Below are 16,794 nucleotides of genomic sequence, written 5' to 3'. Positions count from 1 at the left end.
GATCAGCTCGCCAGAAAATCCAGCACCACTTCGGAATATTTCTGCGGCGCCTGCTCGAACATCGGATGCGTCGCGTTCGGGATGATCGCCGTCTTCGAATAGGACACATGCGCGGCGAGCGCATGCAGCACCTTCGGCAAGAGGCCCTTGGTCCGTGCCCCCAGGATGAACAGCGTCGGCATCTTGATCGCTTCCGCATCCGCCTTCGAGAACGGCGGGCGGTTGTCGCGGACCTGGCCGATCAGTGTGTAGGCGTTATCGCGCAGATTCTGCTTCACCATCGCCGGCAGTCGCGGCCAGGTACCGGCGCCTTCCAGCGTGTCGACGAACACGGCGAGGCCGCCGTCGACATCACCGGCCGCGATCTTCTCGGCCGAAGCCTTGAAGCGCGCCAGCAGCGGCGAGGGGCCGCCGACATAATCGGGGTCGAGGCTGGCATCGAGCTCGCCGCCGGGCTCGGCCAGGACCAGCCGGCGAAGAAGATCGGGGCGCCGCTGCGCCACGCGGAAGCAGATGTGCCCGCCGCGGGAATGGCCCATCAGGTCGACAGGGCCGAGATCGAGCTTTTCGATGAAGGCGATGACGTCGTCGACGTGCTGGGCGATCGAATAGGTGTCACCGACGCCGTCCCAGCGCTCCGGAAAGAAGTGCCGCAGGCTGACCGCGATCACCTGGTGCCGCTGCGTCAGCGGCCCCAGCACGCAGCCCCAGATGCGGAAGTCGGAGAGAGAGCCGTGCACACAGACCAGCGGCGGACGGCCTTTGTCTTCGCCCACGTCGAGATAGGGCATGTCGTATCCATTGACGTGGAGGCTTTGCATTCTGGGCTCGCGAGAGGACTGGAACTCCTGTGCAAGATTCCCGGAAACCGGGTGGATCGCAACTATTTCCAAGCCTAGATTTAGGCCGAGATCACATTGGGGGCATGCGACAAGGACGCAAGCTCAGGAACCAAGCCATGACCGACCAGCATTTTGCCCTGTTCGACACCAGGATCGGCCTCTGCGCCATCGCCTGGGGCCCGCGCGGCATCAACGGCACGCAATTGCCGATGGGCGGCGAGCAGAAGATCCGCACCCGCATCAGCCAGCGCCACACTGATGCCACCGAAGCCGAGCCGCCCCCCGAGGTGCAGCACGCGATCGACCGCATGACAAAACTGCTCGCGGGCGAGCCCGACGACCTCACCGACATCCCGCTCGATCTCGATGACGTGCCTGCCTTCAACCGCGGCGTCTACGAGATCGCCCGCGCCATTCCGCCCGGCAAGACCATCACCTATGGCGACATCGCCAAGCAGCTCGGCGGCGTCCAGCTGTCGCGCGACGTCGGCCAGGCGCTCGGCCGCAACCCGTGCCCGATCGTCGTGCCCTGCCACCGCGTGCTGGCGGCCGGCAACAAGCCCGGCGGCTTCTCGGCGAATGGTGGCGTGGTGACGAAGCTGAAGATGCTCGAGATCGAGGGCGCGCTGGTGAACCACACGCCGAGTCTGTTTGATTGAGGTTGAGGAAGCGTAGGGTGGGTTAGCCGAAGGCGTAACCCACCACCTATGTCTCCGCAGAAGCAGAAGAGGTGGGTTACGCTTCGCTAACCCACCCTACGCATCCCGCCCTAAATCTTCGCCGCCGTCTTCGGCCAATACTTATCGCGCAGGTGCCGCTTCACCAGCTTGCCGGTCGGCGTGCGCGGCAGCTCGGCTTCGAAATCGATCGAGCGCGGACACTTGATCGCTGAAAGCCGCGTCTTGCAGAACGCGATCAGCTCGGCCTCGAGCTCCTTGCCGGCGCGCCTCATATCGTGCGGCTGCACCACCGCCTTCACCTCTTCGCCCATCTCCTCGTTCGGCACGCCGAACACCGCGACGTCGGCGACCTCGGGGTGGGTGATCAGCACGTCCTCGGTTTCCTGCGGGTAGATGTTCACGCCGCCCGAGATGATCATGTAGGACTTGCGGTCGGTGAGGAAGAGGAAGCCGTCCTTGTCGAGATAACCGACATCGCCGAGCGTCGACCAGCCCTTGGCGTTGTAGGCCTTCTTCGTCTTCTCGGGGTCGTTGTGATAGGTAAAGGCGGGCGCATCGGCGAAATAGACCGTGCCGATCTCGCCTGTCGGCTGCTCCTCGTCGTTCTCGTCGAGGATCTTGATCTTGCCGACCACGGCGCGGCCAACGCTGCCGCGGTGCTCGAGCCATTGTTGCGAGTTGCAGACGGTGACGCCGTTACCTTCGGAGCCCGCGTAATACTCGATCAGGATCGGGCCCCACCACTCGATCATCTTTGCCTTGACGTCGACCGGGCAGGGCGCGGCGGCGTGGATGGCGCCCTTCAGCGTCGAGACATTGTACTTGGTTCGCACATCGTCCGACAGCTTCAGCATGCGCACGAACATGGTCGGCACCAGCTGCGACTGCGTGACCTTGTATTTCTCGACCAGCTTCAAGAACTCTTCAGCGTCAAAATGCTCCATGATGATGGAGGTGCCGCCGAGCACGATCGCCATCATGTTGAAGCGCAGGGGAGCGGCGTGATAGAGCGGCGCCGGCGACAGATAGGTGCTTTCGGCATTCATGCCGCACATGTCGGCGCAGAGCACGCGCAGGAAGGCGTTCGGCACGTCGATCCTGTTGCCCTCGAACGCCTTCTTGATCCCCTTGGGCCGGCCGGTGGTGCCCGACGAGTACAGCATGTCGTAGCCGGCGACCTCGTCGGGAATCGGCGTTATCGGCTGCGCCGCGGCTTCCTTGTCGTAGGAGCGGAAGCCGGGCAGCGGCTCGTCCATCATGTAGAAGATCGGCTCGCCGGGCGCGCCCTTGATCAGGGCCTTGATCTGGTCGGCGCATTTCGGCGTGGTGATCACGACCTTGGCGCCGCAATCGGCGATGATGTAGTCGATCTCGTCCTGCTTCAGATAGCGGCTGATCGCGGTGTAATACAGCCCGCTGCGCTGTGCGGCCCAGCAGAGCTCCATGAAAGCGAGGCGGTTCTCCATCAGCAGCGCGATGTGGTCGCCGGCCTTGAGGCCAAGCGAGCGAAAGAGGTTTGCGCCCTGGTTCGAGAGCTCGTCGAGCTCGCGATAGGTGATCGCCTTGCCGGTGCCTGCCATCTGGTAGGCGATCTTGTCGGGTGTGGTCTTGGCGTAGATGGACGGATGGGTCATCTCAGGTCCCGAGGCAAACACCGTGGTCGTCCCGGCCTAGTGCGCAATTGCGCACGGGGGCCGGGACCCATAACCACCAATCGCAGTTGTCGAAATGCCGTGTCGCCCCAGCCCGGCATAACCACACACTCCGTGGCTATGGGTCCCCCTTCGCCGGGACGACACCTTTAGTGTGGCAACGCCTGAGCGGTGCAACGGCGACTACAGCCGCTCCACGATCGTCACGTTCGCCATGCCGCCGCCTTCGCACATGGTCTGCAGGCCGTAGCGCTTGCCGCGCTGGTGCAGGGCGTGGACCAGCGTGGTCATCAGCTTGGTGCCGGAGCCGCCGAGCGGATGGCCGAGCGCAATGGCGCCGCCGTTGACGTTGAGACGCTCCGGATCGGCGCCGGTGGTCTTCAGCCACGCGGTCGGCACCGAGGCGAAGGCCTCGTTGACCTCGAACAAATCGATGTCACCAATCTTCATGCCGGCCTTCTCCAGCGCACGCTTGGTGGCGTGCAACGGCGCATCCAGCATGATGACGGGATCGCCGCCCATCATGGTCATGTGATGGATACGCGCCAGCGGCTTGACGCCGAGCTGCTTCAGGCCCTTCTCGTTCACCACCATGACGCCGGAGGCGCCGTCGCAGATCTGGCTGGCGCTGGCCGCGGTCAGCTTGCCGTTCTCGGCAATGAGCTTGACACCCTTGATGCCTTCGATCGTGGCGTCGAAGCGGATGCCTTCGTCGATGTGGTGGGTGTCCTTGCTGCCGTCGGCGCGGGTGATCTCGAGCGGCACGATCTCCTTCTTGAAGTGACCGGCTTGCGTCGCGGCGATCGCGCGCTGATGGCTGCCAAAGGAGTACTCGTCGAGCTCGTCCTTGGAGAGGCCGTACCGCTCCGCCATCATCTCCGCGCCGGTGAACTGGCTGAACACGATGTTCGGATACTTCGCCTCGATGCCCGGGCTCTTGTAATTGCCGAAGCCGTTCTTGGCCGGGAGCTGCGACGACAGGCCCATCGGCACGCGCGTCATGGATTCCACGCCGGCGGCGATCACCACGTCCATGGTGCCGGACATCACGGCCTGCGCTGCGAAGTGTAGCGCCTGCTGCGAGGAGCCGCACTGACGGTCGATCGAGGTGCCCGGCACGCTCTCCGGCAGCTTCGAGGCCATGATCGCGTTGCGCGCGACGTTGTTGGATTGCTCGCCGACCTGCATGACGCAGCCCATGATCACGTCCTCGACCAGGGCGGGATCGACCTTGGTGCGGTCGACCAGCTCGTCCAGCACTTTTGCGGCGAGATCGGCCGGATGCCAGCCGGCGAGGCGGCCCCCCTTGCGCCCGCCGGCGGTACGCGCAGCGGCGACGATGTAAGCCTCGGCCATATCGGTTTCTCCCTGAATTTCTTCTGGATGGTTGGTTGTCGGGGGCGGATTAAACGGGCGCGCGATCATTTAGTCAATCGATCAATTAACTCTTGTGATGAGGCGCTGCTTGCGCTTATCTGCGCCCCGCTTCCAGCGGCCAAACAGGGATCTCCGTGGCTACCAGCGTACCGAACAAGCTCCCCGGCGGAAAAAATTCCACGGCAGAGAAATTGCTCGTGGCCGCCAGCGAGCTGATGATCGAACGCTCCTCGATCGAGATCTCGCTGTCCGACATCGCCCAGAAATCCGGCGCCAACGCCGCGCTGGTCAAATATCATTTCGGCAACAAGGATGGCCTGTTGCTGGCGCTGCTTGAGCGCAACGCGGCAACCGAGCTGTCCAATCTCGAATATCTGCTGGCGCAGCCGATTACGGCGACGGCGAAGCTGAAGCTGCATATCGGCGGCATCATCCGAGCCTATTACCGGTTCCCCTACATGAACCGGCTGATCCATTATCTCCTGCACGAAACCAGTGCGGGCTCCGCCGACGAAGTCTCGAAATTCTTCGTCGCGCCGCTGCTCGATTTTCACCGCCGCCTGCTCGCCGAAGGCGAGAGCAGCGGCGAATTCCGCAAGACCGATCCGGTGCTGTTCTACACCAGCCTGATCGGCGCCTGCGATCACCTGTTCTTCGGCCGGCACGCGATGTCCCGCGCGACCGGCGTCGGCCCGGTCACCGACGAAGTCTGCCGGCAATACATCAAGCACATGGAAACGCTGATCTGCGGCGGCATCCTCACGCAAGCCGGGGAAGCTGCCGCGGCCGGATAATCCGGCCATCACTCTCAAGTCTAGAGAAGAAACGCCCAAGGAAAGGTAGCTTACGATGCAGTTGAAAGACGTAGCCGTTCTCATCACCGGCGGTGGTTCGGGCCTTGGTGCCGCGACCGCCCGCGCCATGGCCGCCAAGGGCGCCAAGATCGGCGTGATCGACCAGAGCAAGGAGAACGCCGAGAAGGTCGCCGCCGAAGTCAAGGGCGTCGCGCTGCACGCCGACGTCACCAGCGAGGAGCAGATCAAGGCGGCGATCGCGAAAGCAGAAGCGGCGCATGGCGTTGCGCGCGTGCTGATGAACTGCGCCGGCATCGGCGGTTCGCAGCGTATCGTCGGCCGCGACGGCGTCTATCCGCTCGAAAAGTTCGCGCGCATCATCAACGTCAACCTGATCGGCACCTTCAACTGCCTGCGGCTGTTCGCCGAGCGCCTCGTCACCATCGAGCCGGTCGGCGAGGAGCGCGGCGTCATCATCAACACCGCCTCGGTTGCGGCATACGAAGGTCAGATCGGCCAGATCGCCTATTCGGCCTCGAAGGGCGGCGTCGTCGGCCTCACGTTGCCGGCCGCGCGCGACCTCGCCAGCCAGAAGATTCGCGTCAACACCGTCGCGCCCGGCCTGTTCTTCACGCCGCTGCTGATGGGTCTCAACGAAGAAGCCCGCAAGAGCCTCGGCGCCCAGGTGCCGCATCCATCGCGCCTCGGCGATGCGAACGAGTACGGCATGCTCGCGGTGCACATCGTCGAGAACCCGATGCTGAATGGCGAAACCATCCGTCTCGACGGCGCCATCCGCATGGCGCCAAGGTAAGCGGTGCCCTTCTGACCCTCCCCTGGAGGGGGAGGGTCGATCGCGCGCAGCGCGAGCGGGGTGGGGTGATCTCTCCTCTCGGGCAGTGTGGATGTGGAGAGACTGTCACCCCACCCCGTCTCACATTTCGCTGCGCGCAATGTGAGCCGACCCTCCCCCTCCAGGGGAGGGTGGGAGACGGTCCCCGTGTGACACAAAAGTGCGAGGCTCCCATGTCCCAACCGCTGCTGATCGAGCACCACGACGGCGTCGACCGGGTGACGCTCAATCGTCCGGAAAACCTCAACGCGCTCGATCCTGCGCTGATCGACGCGCTCAACGTCTATTTCCAGGGCCTGCAGCGTAACCGCGACACGCGCGTCGTCGTGCTCAGGGGCGCCGGCAAGAATTTCTGCGCGGGCCTCGATCTCAAGGCCGCGATGGCGCGCCGGGCCGGCCAGCAGGAGCCGCCGGGCGTCACGGAATCCCTGGACTCGCAGCGGCGCATCGCCGACATCGTGATGCTGATGCGGCGCTGCCCGCAGCCGATCCTTGCGCTGGTGCAGGGTGCGGCGGCCGGTGGCGGCTTTGCCCTGGCGCTGGCCTCCGACATCCGCATCGCAACGAAGTCGGCGCGGATGAACTGCGCCTTCATCAAGCTCGGCCTCGGCGGCTGCGACATCGGCACCAGCTATTTTCTGCCGCGCCTCGTCGGTGTCTCCGTAGCGTCGGAACTAATCCTCACTGGGCGCTTCATCGGTGCCGAGCGCGCGCTTGCGGTCGGGCTCGTCTCCGAGGTTGTCGATGAAGACAAGCTCGATGCCGCGGCCGAGCCCTATGTCGATGCGATGACGACCGCCTCGCCCGTCGGGCTGCGCCTGTCCAAGGAATGTCTCAACATGAGCGTCGATGCCGGATCGCTGGAAGCTGCGATCGCGATGGAGGACCGCAATCAGGTCCTGTGCAGCCGCTCCGAGGAATTTTCGGAGGGCATCAGGGCCTTCCTTGAGAAGCGAAAGCCTGTCTATATCAGGCGCTGAAGCACGAAGATCCGTAAAGGACAGTAATTCCGGGAGACGCAAAATGAGTGGGAGCGCGGCGGCGGTGATGACGAAGCCCGCCTTTCGCAAGGTCGAGTGGCTCAAGCGCGACATCGACGTCGAGCGGCGCGCCGACGGCACGGTGGTGCTGAAGTCGCGCATTCCGCTGCAAGCCCACGAGACACACATCCCGGCCTCGTTGGCGAAATGGGCGAAGGAAGCGCCCGAGCGCATCTGGCTCGCGCAGCGCGGCGGTTCCAATCGCGAATGGCGCAAGGTGTCCTATGGCGAAGCCAAGCGCACGGTCGATGCGCTGACGCAAGGCCTGCTCAACCTCAAGCTCGAGGGACGTCCGGTCACGATCCTCTCCGGCAACTCGATCGAGCATGCGCTGATGACGCAGGCCGCGATGCAGGCGCGTTCTCCGGCTGCTCCCGTGTCGCCGGCCTACTCGCTGATGAGCCACGATCACGTCAAGCTGAAATATTTGTTCGACCTGATCAAGCCGGCCGTGGTGATGGTGCAGGACGGCCCGACCTTCGAGAAGGCGTTGAAAGCGCTGGACCTCAGCGATGTCACCGTGGTTCACGTCGCGCGGCCCTGCGACGGCACCAAGAGCGTCAGCTTCGCCGAGCTCGCCGCGACGCCTGTGACGCCTGACGTCGATGCGTCGATCGCAAAAATCACGCCGCAGACTGTCGGCAAGCTGCTGTTCACATCAGGCTCGACCGGTATGCCCAAGGCCGTCATCAACACGCAGGAGATGATGTGCGCCAATGCCGCGATGATGATGCAGGTGCGGCCGCGCACACCTGACGGTCCGATCTCGACCATGCTGGACTGGATGCCGTGGAATCACACGATGGGCGGCAACGCGGCGTTCCACCCTGTGCTGGTCGATGGCGGCACGCTCTATATCGACGACGGCCGGCCGATGCCGGGCCAGTTCGAGGAGACGCTGCGCAATTTGCGCGAGATCTCGCCGACCTATTACGCAAACGTTCCCGCCGGCTATGCCGCGCTTGCGGCTGCGATGGAGAAGGATGACGCGCTGTGCCGCTCCTTCTTCAAGAACCTCTCGATCATGGCCTATGGCGGCGCGCGGCTGCCGGACGATCTCTACGAGCGCATGCAGGCCCTCGCCGTGAAGACCACGGGCGAGCGCATCGTGTTCTACACCGGCTGGGGCTCGACCGAGACCGCGCCGACCTCGACCGGCACCTATTGGGATACCGAGCGCGTCGGTCTGATCGGCCTGCCGTTTCCCGGCGTCGAACTGAAGATGGTGCCGTGCGGCTCGAAATACGAGCTGCGCCTGCGCGGCGTCAACGTCACGCCCGGCTATTTCGGCCAGCCGGATCTCACCAAGAAGGTGTTCGACGAAGAAGGCTTTTACTGCATCGGCGATGCCGGCATTTTCGTCGACGATGCCGATCCGGTGAAGGGCATCATCTTCGCCGGCCGTGTGGTCGAGGACTTCAAGCTCACCACAGGCACTTTCGTCCATGTCGGCTCGCTCCGCACCGATACGATCGCGGCGGCGACGCCCGTCGTGCATGACGCGCTGGTCGCAGGTCAGGATCGCGCCTTCATCGGCCTGCTGGCCTGGCCCAATTTGCATGCCTGCCGCCAGCTCGTCGGCAATCCCGATCTGAGCTTTGCGGATGCGGTGAGGCACCCCGAGGTGATCGCCTGCTTCAGGCGCGGGCTGGAGACTCACAACCGGGAGTGCGAAGGCGCCAGCAGCCGCATCATCGCCCGCGCGATGCTGATGGTCGAGCCGCCCTCGATCGACGGCAACGAGCTCACCGACAAGGGCTACATCAACCAGCGCGCCGGCCTCGAACGCCGCGCCGCGCTGGTGGAGCGGCTCTATGCGGACAAGCCGGATGAAGATGTGATCGTGCTGAAATGAAGACGACGCTCTTTCCATTCGTCATTCCGGGGCTCGCGACTTCGTCGCGCCCCGGAATGACGGTCTGAATAACAATGAATAAGAGGTAGCCCGCCATGAACTTCGATTTCTCCGACGACCAGAAACAGCTCCGCGACCAGGCGCGCAAATTCCTCGCGGAAAAATGCTCGCCCAAGGCGGTGCGCGTCGTGCTCGACGGCAAGGCGCCCTACGGCAAGGAGCTGTGGAAGGGCCTTGCCGAGATGGGCTTTCTTGGCGTTGCGATCCCGGAAGAGTTCGGCGGCGCCGGTGCCGGCCATCTCGAGCTCTGTGTGATCGCGGAGGAGATGGGGCGGGCCAACGCGCCGGTGCCGTTCTCCTCGACCGTCTATCTTGCCGCCGAAGCGCTGCTGATCGCAGGCAGCGACGCGCAGAAGAAGAAATGGCTGCCCGCGATCGCCGCAGGCGAGGCGATCGGCACGCTGGCGCTGTTCGAGGGCAAGGGCAATCCGGCGCCGAAGAACGTCAAGGTCGCGGCTGCGAACGGCGTGCTCAACGGCGTCAAGAAGCCGGTCGCCGATGGCGCGATCGCCGACTTCGCGGTGGTTGCCGCGCGCACGGGATCGAGCGGTCGCGAGAACGACATCTCGCTGTTCCTGGTCGATCTCAAGGCGGGCGGCGTCGAGGTCAAAAGCCTCACCAATCTCGATCCGACCCGTGGGCAGGCGGAGATCACCTTCAAAGACTGCAAGGCCGAGCCGCTCGGTGGGGCCGGTGAGGGCTGGAGCATCCTGACTCAGGTGCTCGATCGCGCCGCGGTGCTGTGCGCCTTCGAGCAGGTCGGCGGCTCCGACCGCGCGCTGGAGATGGGCCGTGACTACGCGCTCGACCGCATCGCCTTCGGCCGTCCGATCGGCTCGTTCCAGGCCGTCAAGCACATGCTGGCCGACATGTATGTCTCGGCGACGCTGGCGCGCTCCAACAGCTATTACGGCGCCTGGGCGCTCTCGACCAATGCGGCCGAATTGCCGGAAGCCGCCGCGGCCGCGCGCATCAGCGCGACGCAGGCGTTCCAGCACTGCGCCAAGAACAACATCCAGGTTCACGGCGGCATGGGTTTCACCTGGGAGTTCGACTGCCACATGTACTACCGCCGCGCCAACGCGATGGCGCTGGGACTCGGCAGCCTGTCCTATTGGGAAGACCAGTTGATCGACCGCATGCGCAAGAAGAACGCGGCGTAACGACAGGTGCGTAGGGTGGGTTAGCCGAAGGCGTAACCCACCATCCGCCGGCAATGCTCGACAGAATTGGTGGATTACGCCTTCGGCTAATCCACCCTACGAAGAAGAGAAGCGTCATGAACTTCGACGACACCCCGCAGGAAGCCGAATTCCGCGCCACCGCCCGCGCCTGGATTGGCGCGAACGCACCGAAGCAATACGAAGAAGAGCTGCGCAAATCCTCGCTCGGCCGCACCGTGCTCAAGAACGCCAACATTCTCGAGGTCGCAAAGGCCTGGCAGAAGAAGAAGGCCGATGCCGGCTGGGCCTGTCTGCACTGGCCGAAGGAATATGGCGGTCGCGGTTCATCGCCGATCGAGCGCGTGATCTGGCAGCAGGAAGAAGGACCGTTCGGCCAGCTGTCCCGCATGTTCATCATCGGCCACGGCATGTGCGGACCGACCATGATGGCGTTCGCGCGCGAGGAGCATAAGCGCACCTATCTGCCGCCGCTCGCCTCCGGCGAGAAGGTCTGGTGCCAGCTGTTCTCCGAACCCGCAGGTGGCTCCGACGTCGCCGGCCTGCGAACCCGCGCGGAAAAGGACGGCGACGACTGGATCATCAACGGCCAGAAGATCTGGACCTCGGGCGCGCATTATTCCGACTACGGCATCCTGCTCACCCGCACCGATCCGACCGTGCCCAAGCACAAGGGCCTCACCATGTTCTTCCTGGACATGAAGAGCCCGGGCGTCGAGGTGCGGCCGATCAAGCAGGCGAGCGGCGCCTCCGACTTCAACGAGGTCTATTTCACCAATGTCCGCATCCCCGATCATCAGCGCCTCGGCGAGGTCGGCGACGGCTGGAACGTTTCGCTGACCACGCTGATGAACGAGCGCAGCGCGATCGGCGCGGCCGTCTCGACCGGTTTCCCGGAGCTGTTCGAATATTGCTCCAGCCTGATGCTCGACGACGGTCCGGCGATCGAGGATCGCGCGGTGCGCTCGAAGCTGGCGAACTGGGCGGTGAAGGCGAGCGGGCTGAAATACACCAGCATGCGCGCGATCTCGGCGCTGTCGAAGGGCGAGCGGCCGGGGCCGGAAAACTCCATCGGCAAGCTGGTGGCGGGCTCGATGATCCAGGACGTCGCGACCTATGCGCTGGACTTGCAGGGCGCGAGCGGCGTGGTCAGCGGCGAGGATGCCGAGCTGGCCGGTCGTTTCCAGGCGATGCTGTTGCGTGCGCCGGGCACACGCGTCGAAGGCGGCACCGACGAGATCATGCGCAACATCATCGCCGAGCGGGTGCTGGGCCTGCCCGGCGATATCCGTGTCGACAAGGACGTGCCGTTCAACAAGATCCCGACCAAGGGAAGAGGCTAGCCGCGTCCCGGACGCGATGCAGCGCGCGGCGCTGCTTCGCAGAGCCGGGACCCAGAAAGCCACAATGGGCCCCGGCTCTGCAGCGCAACGCTTCGCGCTGCGCAGCGTCCGGGGCACGAGAGAGGAGAGTTCGAAGATGAATTTCGACGACACCCCGCAGGAAGCCGCATTCCGCGAGACCGCGCGCAAATGGGTCGAGGCCAACGCGCCGAAGGAGTTTTTGGCCGAACTGTCAAAGTCCTCGCTCGGCCGCATTCGGCTTGCCAAGCACGACATCGTCGATGTCGGCAAGGCTTGGCAGAAGAAGAAGTTCGAGGGCAACTGGTCCTGCCTGCACTGGCCGAAGGAATATGGCGGCCGCGGCGCGAGTCCGATCGAGCGGGTGATCTGGCAGCAGGAGGAAGGCGTCTACGGCAAGCTGACGCAGCCGTTCCAGATCGGCGAGGGCATGTGCGGGCCGACCGTGATGGCCTTCGGCAGCGAGGATGCCAAGCGTCGCTACTTGCCGAAGCTCGCTTCGGGCGAGGAGATCTGGTGCCAGCTGTTCTCCGAGCCCTCCGCCGGCTCCGACGTCGCCGGCCTGCGCACCCGCGCCGAGAAGAAGGGCGACAACTGGGTCGTCAACGGCCAGAAGATCTGGACCTCGGGCGCGCATTATTCCGATTATGGTCTTCTGATCGCACGCACCGATCCGAATGTGCCCAAGCACAAGGGCCTCACCATGTTCTTCCTGGACATGAAGAGCCCGGGCGTCGAGGTACGGCCGATCAAGCAGGCCAACGGCATGCAGGAGTTCAACGAGGTCTACTTCACCGACGTCGTGATCCCCGACAGCCAGCGGCTCGGCGCGGTCGGCGAGGGCTGGAGCGTGTCGCTGACCACGCTGATGAACGAGCGCATGTCGATCGGCGCACGGCTTGCGACCGGCGTGCCTGAGATGTTCGAGTTCTGCTCCAGCCTGATGCTGGAGGACGGGCTCGCCATCGACGATCCCGCCGTGCGCTCCAAGCTGGCGGGCTGGGCGGCGAAGTCGAGCGGGCTGAAATACACCAGCTACCGCACCATCTCGGCGCTGTCGAAGGGCGAGCGGCCGGGGCCGGAGAACTCGATCGGCAAGCTGGTGTCGGGCATGATGCTGCAGGACATCGCGACCTATGCCATGGACCTGCAGGGCGCGGCCGGTGTTCTGACCGGCAGCGACGAGGAGACGGTGCAGGGCCAATTCCAGCAGATGCTGCTATCCTCGCCCTCGATGCGCATCGCCGGCGGTACCGACGAGATCCTGCGCAACATCATCGCCGAGCGCGTGCTGGGCCTGCCGGGCGATATCCGCGTCGACAAGGACGTGCCGTATAACAAGATCCCGACCAAGGGACGGTGATATGGTCTTGTAGGGTGGGTTAGCCCCGCGGATTGCGCGAAGCGCAAACCGCTGGGCGTAACCCACCTCTTCTGCCGAAGCGGAAACAAAAGAGGTGGGTTACGCTAGCGGACTGTGCTTCGCACAGCCGCGAGCTAACCCACCCTACGAAGAATGCGAGCTGATTCATGGACGCACAAGTGAAACAAAACGATCGTATCGGCGTGCTCGAAGAGCTCCTCAACGAGCGCTACTCCGTTCGCGCCTTCCTGCCCAAGGAGGTCGACCGCGCCACCATCGAGCATGTGCTGACCACCGCACAGCGCACCGCGTCCTGGTGCAACAGCCAGCCCTGGCAGGTCATCATCGCCAGCGGCGAGGCCAAGGAGCGTTTTCGCAAGGCGATCTACGCGGAGGCTTCGAAGGGGCTCGGCGACGATTACGATTTCACCCCGCCGCGCGAATATGTCGGGGTCTATCTCGAGCGCCGCCGCGAGAGCGGCTTTCAGCTCTACAACACGCTCGGCATCGCCCGCGGCGACAGAAGCGCCTACGCAAAGCAGGCGCTGGAGAACTACAATTTCTTCGGTGCGCCGCATATCGCGATCATTCACACCAACGAGCCGCTCGGCATCTACGGCGCGATCGATTGCGGTGCCTATGTCTCGAATTTCATGCTGGCCGCGCAGGCGCTCGGGCTCGGCACGATTCCGCAGGCGGCGCTGGCGCGCCATTCCGGCCTGATCCGCCGCCATTTCAATCTGCCCGACGACCGCCGCGTCGTCTGCGGCATCTCGTTCGGCTATGCCGACCACGCCCACAAGGTCAACAGCTACCGCACCTCGCGCGCGAGCGTGCCTGATACGGTGACGTTCGTGGAAGAGTGAGGACGTACGCGAAGGCGGCCGCGCGAACGGCCGCCTTCACACGTCTGCTGAGGACCCGATGGCTACGCTATCCGCCGCTGCCGCCGATCACGGCACGCACGGTCTCGTCGGGCCCGAAGTCTTCGGCGCCGTCGACATAGAGCAGCGCGGCGAGCTTCGAGCGCGCGCGATTGACGCGGCTCTTGATCGTGCCGACCGCGCAGCCGCAGATCGAGGCCGCGTCCTCATAGGAGAAGCCGGAGGCGCCGACCAGGATCAAGGCCTCGCGCTGGTCCTGCGGAAGCTTCTCGAGCGCGCCGCGAAACTCCTCGAACTCGAGATGCGCATTCTGCGAGGGCTGCGTCTTCAGCGTCTTCGCATAATTGCCCTCGGCATCCTCGACCTCGCGCCGCCGCTTGCGATAGTCGGAGCGAAACAGGTTGCGCAGGATCGTGAACAGCCAGGCCGGCAGGTTGGACCCGGGCTGGAAGGAGTCGATGTTGGCGAGCGCGCGCAACAGCGTTTCCTGAACCAGATCGTCGGCCCGGTCGGCATTGCCGCTGAGCGAGATCGCGAACGCGCGCAGACTTGGCACGGCCGCAAGGATGTCGTTACGCAGGGATTCCGTGAGAGGCATTAATCCCTCCCATTGTTGTTGTCGTTGGAGCCCCCATCCGTTTCCACTTGGGGTGCGCCTCCCGGCGCATCAAGTTTCTTGATCAGTTCCGCGAACCGGTCCGGAACCCCTTGCCGCACGACATCGTCGTACATGGCGCGCAGTTGATGCCCGATCCGGGATTGGATCTCCGGAGTAAGGCCTCCCTTGCCGGGGGTCGTGCTTTTGCTGGCTTGAGACTTGAGATCTTTCATGACCTGTTCCACGTTTCCCCGAGTTAAGTTACTGTAAATTCGAGAAGTTTTCTCAACCGGGAGCCGTTCCCTGGATAGGCACAATTCCAGGTTCGTCAAAAAGTTCCCCCTCTCGCGGAACTTTTCTTGTCCTGAGGCGTAGTCAGCCCTGCAGGGGAACCCGGGCCTCCCCTCGTTGTTCCTGTTTCTCTAAGATTGGCCCGAAGATGAATGGAGTGGGGATGTCCCGTTCACAGCTTGTCGCTGAACACTTGCCGTTGCTGCGCCGGTACGCACGCGCCCTGACGGGCAGCCAGGCCTCCGGTGACGCCTATGTCGCAGCCATGTTGGAAGCCATGCTGGGAGATCCGTCGGTGCTCGACGAGAGCCACGGGCCGCGCGCGGGCCTGTTCCGGCTGTTCACCCAGATCTGGAATTCGGTTTCCGTCAACGATGATGCCGAGGTGACGCCTCTGCCGATGCCACCCGAGCGGCGGCTGTCGAACATCACGCCGTTGCCGCGGCAGGCGTTCCTGCTGCTGTCGCTGGAGGGATTTTCGGAGGAGGAAGTCGCCTTCATCCTCAGCACTGACGTTTCCGAGACGCGGCGGCTCGCTGACGCCGCAGGGCGCGAGATGGCGGCCGAGATCGCCACCGACGTGCTGATCATCGAGGACGAGACCTTCATCGCCATGGACCTCGAGAGCCTGGTGAAGAATCTCGGCCATAATGTCGTCGGCGTTGCGCGCACCCATGCCGACGCGGTGGCGCTTGCCAAGAACAAGCGACCCGGCCTGATCCTTGCCGACATCCAGCTCGCCGACGGCTCGTCGGGGCTCGATGCCGTCAACGAATTGCTGCGCACCTTCGAGGTGCCGGTGGTGTTCATCACCGCCTATCCGGAGCGCTTCCTCACCGGCGAACGCCCGGAGCCGGCGTTCCTGATCTCAAAACCGTTCCAGCCGGCGATGGTGTCGGCGGTGGCGAGCCAGGCGCTGTTCTTCCAGCGCAACTCCCGCAACCGCGCGCCGAAGGTGCCGGCGGCGTAAGGAAGTATCTATCGGACAAGAAGACGGCGCGTCGCGAGGCGCGCCGTTTCCATGTGTGGCGGAGAGTTGGTTTGCTCTTGCCTCAGCAACCTCGGCAGATGCTGCGAAGCATGGAATTTAGCTTGGTGTCGTCTGGCCCAGGGGATTTTGCATTCAGCTTGGCTTGGTCCTCGACCCAGGATTGGAGCTTTTTTTCTCGTTCCGGCGACGGCGCCAGATTCGGCCCGATCCCGTCGAAAGTCATGAGGACGGTCACTCTCTGCAGATCGTCCTTCGCGTCAGCGGGCGGTTTCGGGAATGGCCTGGATCGTTCGATCATCGCGAGCGCCTCGGCATCCAGCGGTGGGAAGCTCGAACTTTCTATCAGTGCGTTCGAGATCAGTTTTCCCGAACGGTCGACAACGAATATGACGCCGGCATCACCCCTCCGGCCGATCGCCTGTGGAGGAAATACCCTGTTGCGCCAGACGTGCTCGGTGACCGCCTTGCGCCACGCGGCCATAGCCTCGGACTCCGCAAAGCCGGAAGCCGGCGTGCTCAGCACTAGCCCGTTGGTCGGCACCTGGAATTGACGGCCGTCGAAGACAATCGGCACTACGAAATAGAAAGTCTCTTCCTTCAGCTCCGAAGGCGGCACCGGAAACGGTTGGGCACGGACGACGATCTCCAGCGCAGCATCGTCGAGCAGTCGCGAGCCTGTGCTCGCAGCCAGTGCCCGCGAGACCAGTTTGCCGGACCGGTCGATGACGAAGCCTACCCTGGCCTCCCCGGTTTGCCCCAGTGCCTGGGCTGGAAATAGCCTGCTCTTGGCGATGTGCGCCGACAGCTTCGCTTTCCAGGCCTGGGCACTTTCGCTCTGCGTATCAGTCTGCGCGTGAGAGGGGAAAGCCGCGAGCAATCCGAGAAACGCGGCCAGCAAGGGGAATTTCATCTGCATCGCTGCGGATATTAATCGCGGTCCGGTTGATTGCAAGGCTCGCTGCTCGTATCGCG

General features: G+C 64.1%; 16 protein-coding genes. 10 read left to right on the top strand and 6 right to left on the bottom strand.

Annotated elements, in window-relative coordinates; genetic code table 11:
• Positions 1 to 2: 2 nt before the first annotated feature.
• Positions 3 to 821 carry an alpha/beta fold hydrolase gene (locus JQ603_RS20875; RefSeq protein ID WP_212342156.1) on the bottom strand — a complete coding sequence of 273 codons (819 nt, stop codon included), beginning with the start codon at positions 819 to 821 and terminating at the stop codon, positions 3 to 5.
• Positions 822 to 958: 137 nt separating this feature from the next.
• On the opposite strand from JQ603_RS20875, the gene JQ603_RS20870 reads away from it, so the two are divergent.
• Positions 959 to 1,501 carry a methylated-DNA--[protein]-cysteine S-methyltransferase gene (locus JQ603_RS20870; protein ID WP_212342153.1) on the top strand — a complete coding sequence of 181 codons (543 nt, stop codon included), beginning with the start codon at positions 959 to 961 and terminating at the stop codon, positions 1,499 to 1,501.
• Positions 1,502 to 1,611: 110 nt separating this feature from the next.
• Here JQ603_RS20870 and JQ603_RS20865 read toward each other — a convergent pair whose 3' ends face one another.
• Positions 1,612 to 3,156 (bottom strand): acyl-CoA synthetase, encoded by a 1,545-nt coding sequence (locus tag JQ603_RS20865; protein WP_212342152.1) that lies wholly within the window; start codon positions 3,154 to 3,156, stop codon positions 1,612 to 1,614.
• A gap of 201 nt (positions 3,157 to 3,357) precedes the next feature.
• Entirely contained in the window at positions 3,358 to 4,530 is a 1,173-nt protein-coding gene (locus tag JQ603_RS20860) for an acetyl-CoA C-acetyltransferase (RefSeq protein ID WP_130365654.1), read from the bottom strand.
• A 212-nt stretch (positions 4,531 to 4,742) separates the two neighbouring features.
• On the opposite strand from JQ603_RS20860, the gene JQ603_RS20855 reads away from it, so the two are divergent.
• The 8 genes from JQ603_RS20855 (at position 4,743) to JQ603_RS20820 (ending at position 13,924) form a co-directional block, all read left to right on the top strand.
• A complete protein-coding gene (locus JQ603_RS20855; RefSeq protein ID WP_035667712.1) occupies positions 4,743 to 5,345 on the top strand; it encodes a TetR family transcriptional regulator in 603 nt (200 codons plus the stop codon).
• Between the two features lie 55 nt (positions 5,346 to 5,400).
• Positions 5,401 to 6,159: an SDR family NAD(P)-dependent oxidoreductase gene (locus JQ603_RS20850; RefSeq protein WP_212342150.1), complete on the top strand. Its 759-nt coding sequence runs from the start codon at positions 5,401 to 5,403 to the stop codon at positions 6,157 to 6,159.
• A gap of 212 nt (positions 6,160 to 6,371) precedes the next feature.
• On the top strand, positions 6,372 to 7,178 hold the full coding sequence (locus JQ603_RS20845; RefSeq protein WP_212342149.1) for an enoyl-CoA hydratase/isomerase family protein: 807 nt from the start codon (positions 6,372 to 6,374) through the stop codon (positions 7,176 to 7,178).
• A 43-nt stretch (positions 7,179 to 7,221) separates the two neighbouring features.
• Positions 7,222 to 9,093, top strand: a complete 1,872-nt coding sequence (locus JQ603_RS20840) for an AMP-binding protein (protein WP_212342148.1) — start codon at positions 7,222 to 7,224, stop codon at positions 9,091 to 9,093.
• 95 nt (positions 9,094 to 9,188) lie between these two features.
• Positions 9,189 to 10,316: an acyl-CoA dehydrogenase family protein gene (locus tag JQ603_RS20835; RefSeq protein ID WP_212342147.1), complete on the top strand. Its 1,128-nt coding sequence runs from the start codon at positions 9,189 to 9,191 to the stop codon at positions 10,314 to 10,316.
• Between the two features lie 116 nt (positions 10,317 to 10,432).
• Positions 10,433 to 11,677, top strand: coding sequence for an acyl-CoA dehydrogenase (locus JQ603_RS20830; RefSeq protein ID WP_212342146.1), 1,245 nt, complete (start codon positions 10,433 to 10,435; stop codon positions 11,675 to 11,677).
• A 136-nt stretch (positions 11,678 to 11,813) separates the two neighbouring features.
• Entirely contained in the window at positions 11,814 to 13,058 is a 1,245-nt protein-coding gene (locus tag JQ603_RS20825; protein WP_212342144.1) for an acyl-CoA dehydrogenase, read from the top strand.
• A 167-nt stretch (positions 13,059 to 13,225) separates the two neighbouring features.
• Positions 13,226 to 13,924, top strand: a complete 699-nt coding sequence (locus JQ603_RS20820; protein WP_212342142.1) for a nitroreductase — start codon at positions 13,226 to 13,228, stop codon at positions 13,922 to 13,924.
• A 67-nt stretch (positions 13,925 to 13,991) separates the two neighbouring features.
• On the opposite strand, the gene JQ603_RS20815 is transcribed toward JQ603_RS20820, so the two are convergent.
• The gene (locus tag JQ603_RS20815) at positions 13,992 to 14,540 is read right to left on the bottom strand and encodes a sigma-70 family RNA polymerase sigma factor (protein ID WP_018646832.1); all 549 of its coding nucleotides are present in this window, start codon (positions 14,538 to 14,540) and stop codon (positions 13,992 to 13,994) included.
• Positions 14,540 to 14,773: a NepR family anti-sigma factor gene (locus JQ603_RS20810; RefSeq protein ID WP_080135209.1), complete on the bottom strand. Its 234-nt coding sequence runs from the start codon at positions 14,771 to 14,773 to the stop codon at positions 14,540 to 14,542. The genes JQ603_RS20815 and JQ603_RS20810 overlap by 1 nt, the downstream gene beginning before the upstream one ends.
• A 221-nt stretch (positions 14,774 to 14,994) precedes the next feature.
• Here JQ603_RS20810 and JQ603_RS20805 point away from each other — a divergent pair, with 221 nt between their 5' ends.
• Positions 14,995 to 15,801, top strand: a complete 807-nt coding sequence (locus JQ603_RS20805; protein WP_212342140.1) for a response regulator — start codon at positions 14,995 to 14,997, stop codon at positions 15,799 to 15,801.
• Positions 15,802 to 15,883: 82 nt separating this feature from the next.
• Here the strand turns inward: JQ603_RS20805 and JQ603_RS20800 are convergent, their stop codons facing one another.
• Positions 15,884 to 16,732 (bottom strand): energy transducer TonB family protein, encoded by an 849-nt coding sequence (locus tag JQ603_RS20800; protein WP_245003738.1) that lies wholly within the window; start codon positions 16,730 to 16,732, stop codon positions 15,884 to 15,886.
• Positions 16,733 to 16,794: the final 62 nt, after the last annotated feature.

Origin of the sequence: Bradyrhizobium liaoningense (assembly GCF_018130825.1) — a bacterium.
In the GTDB taxonomy this organism is placed as follows: Bacteria; Pseudomonadota; Alphaproteobacteria; order Rhizobiales; family Xanthobacteraceae; genus Bradyrhizobium; species Bradyrhizobium liaoningense_B.
Note: the sequence above shows the minus strand (reverse complement) of the source record. Positions and strands in the feature narration are given on the sequence as shown.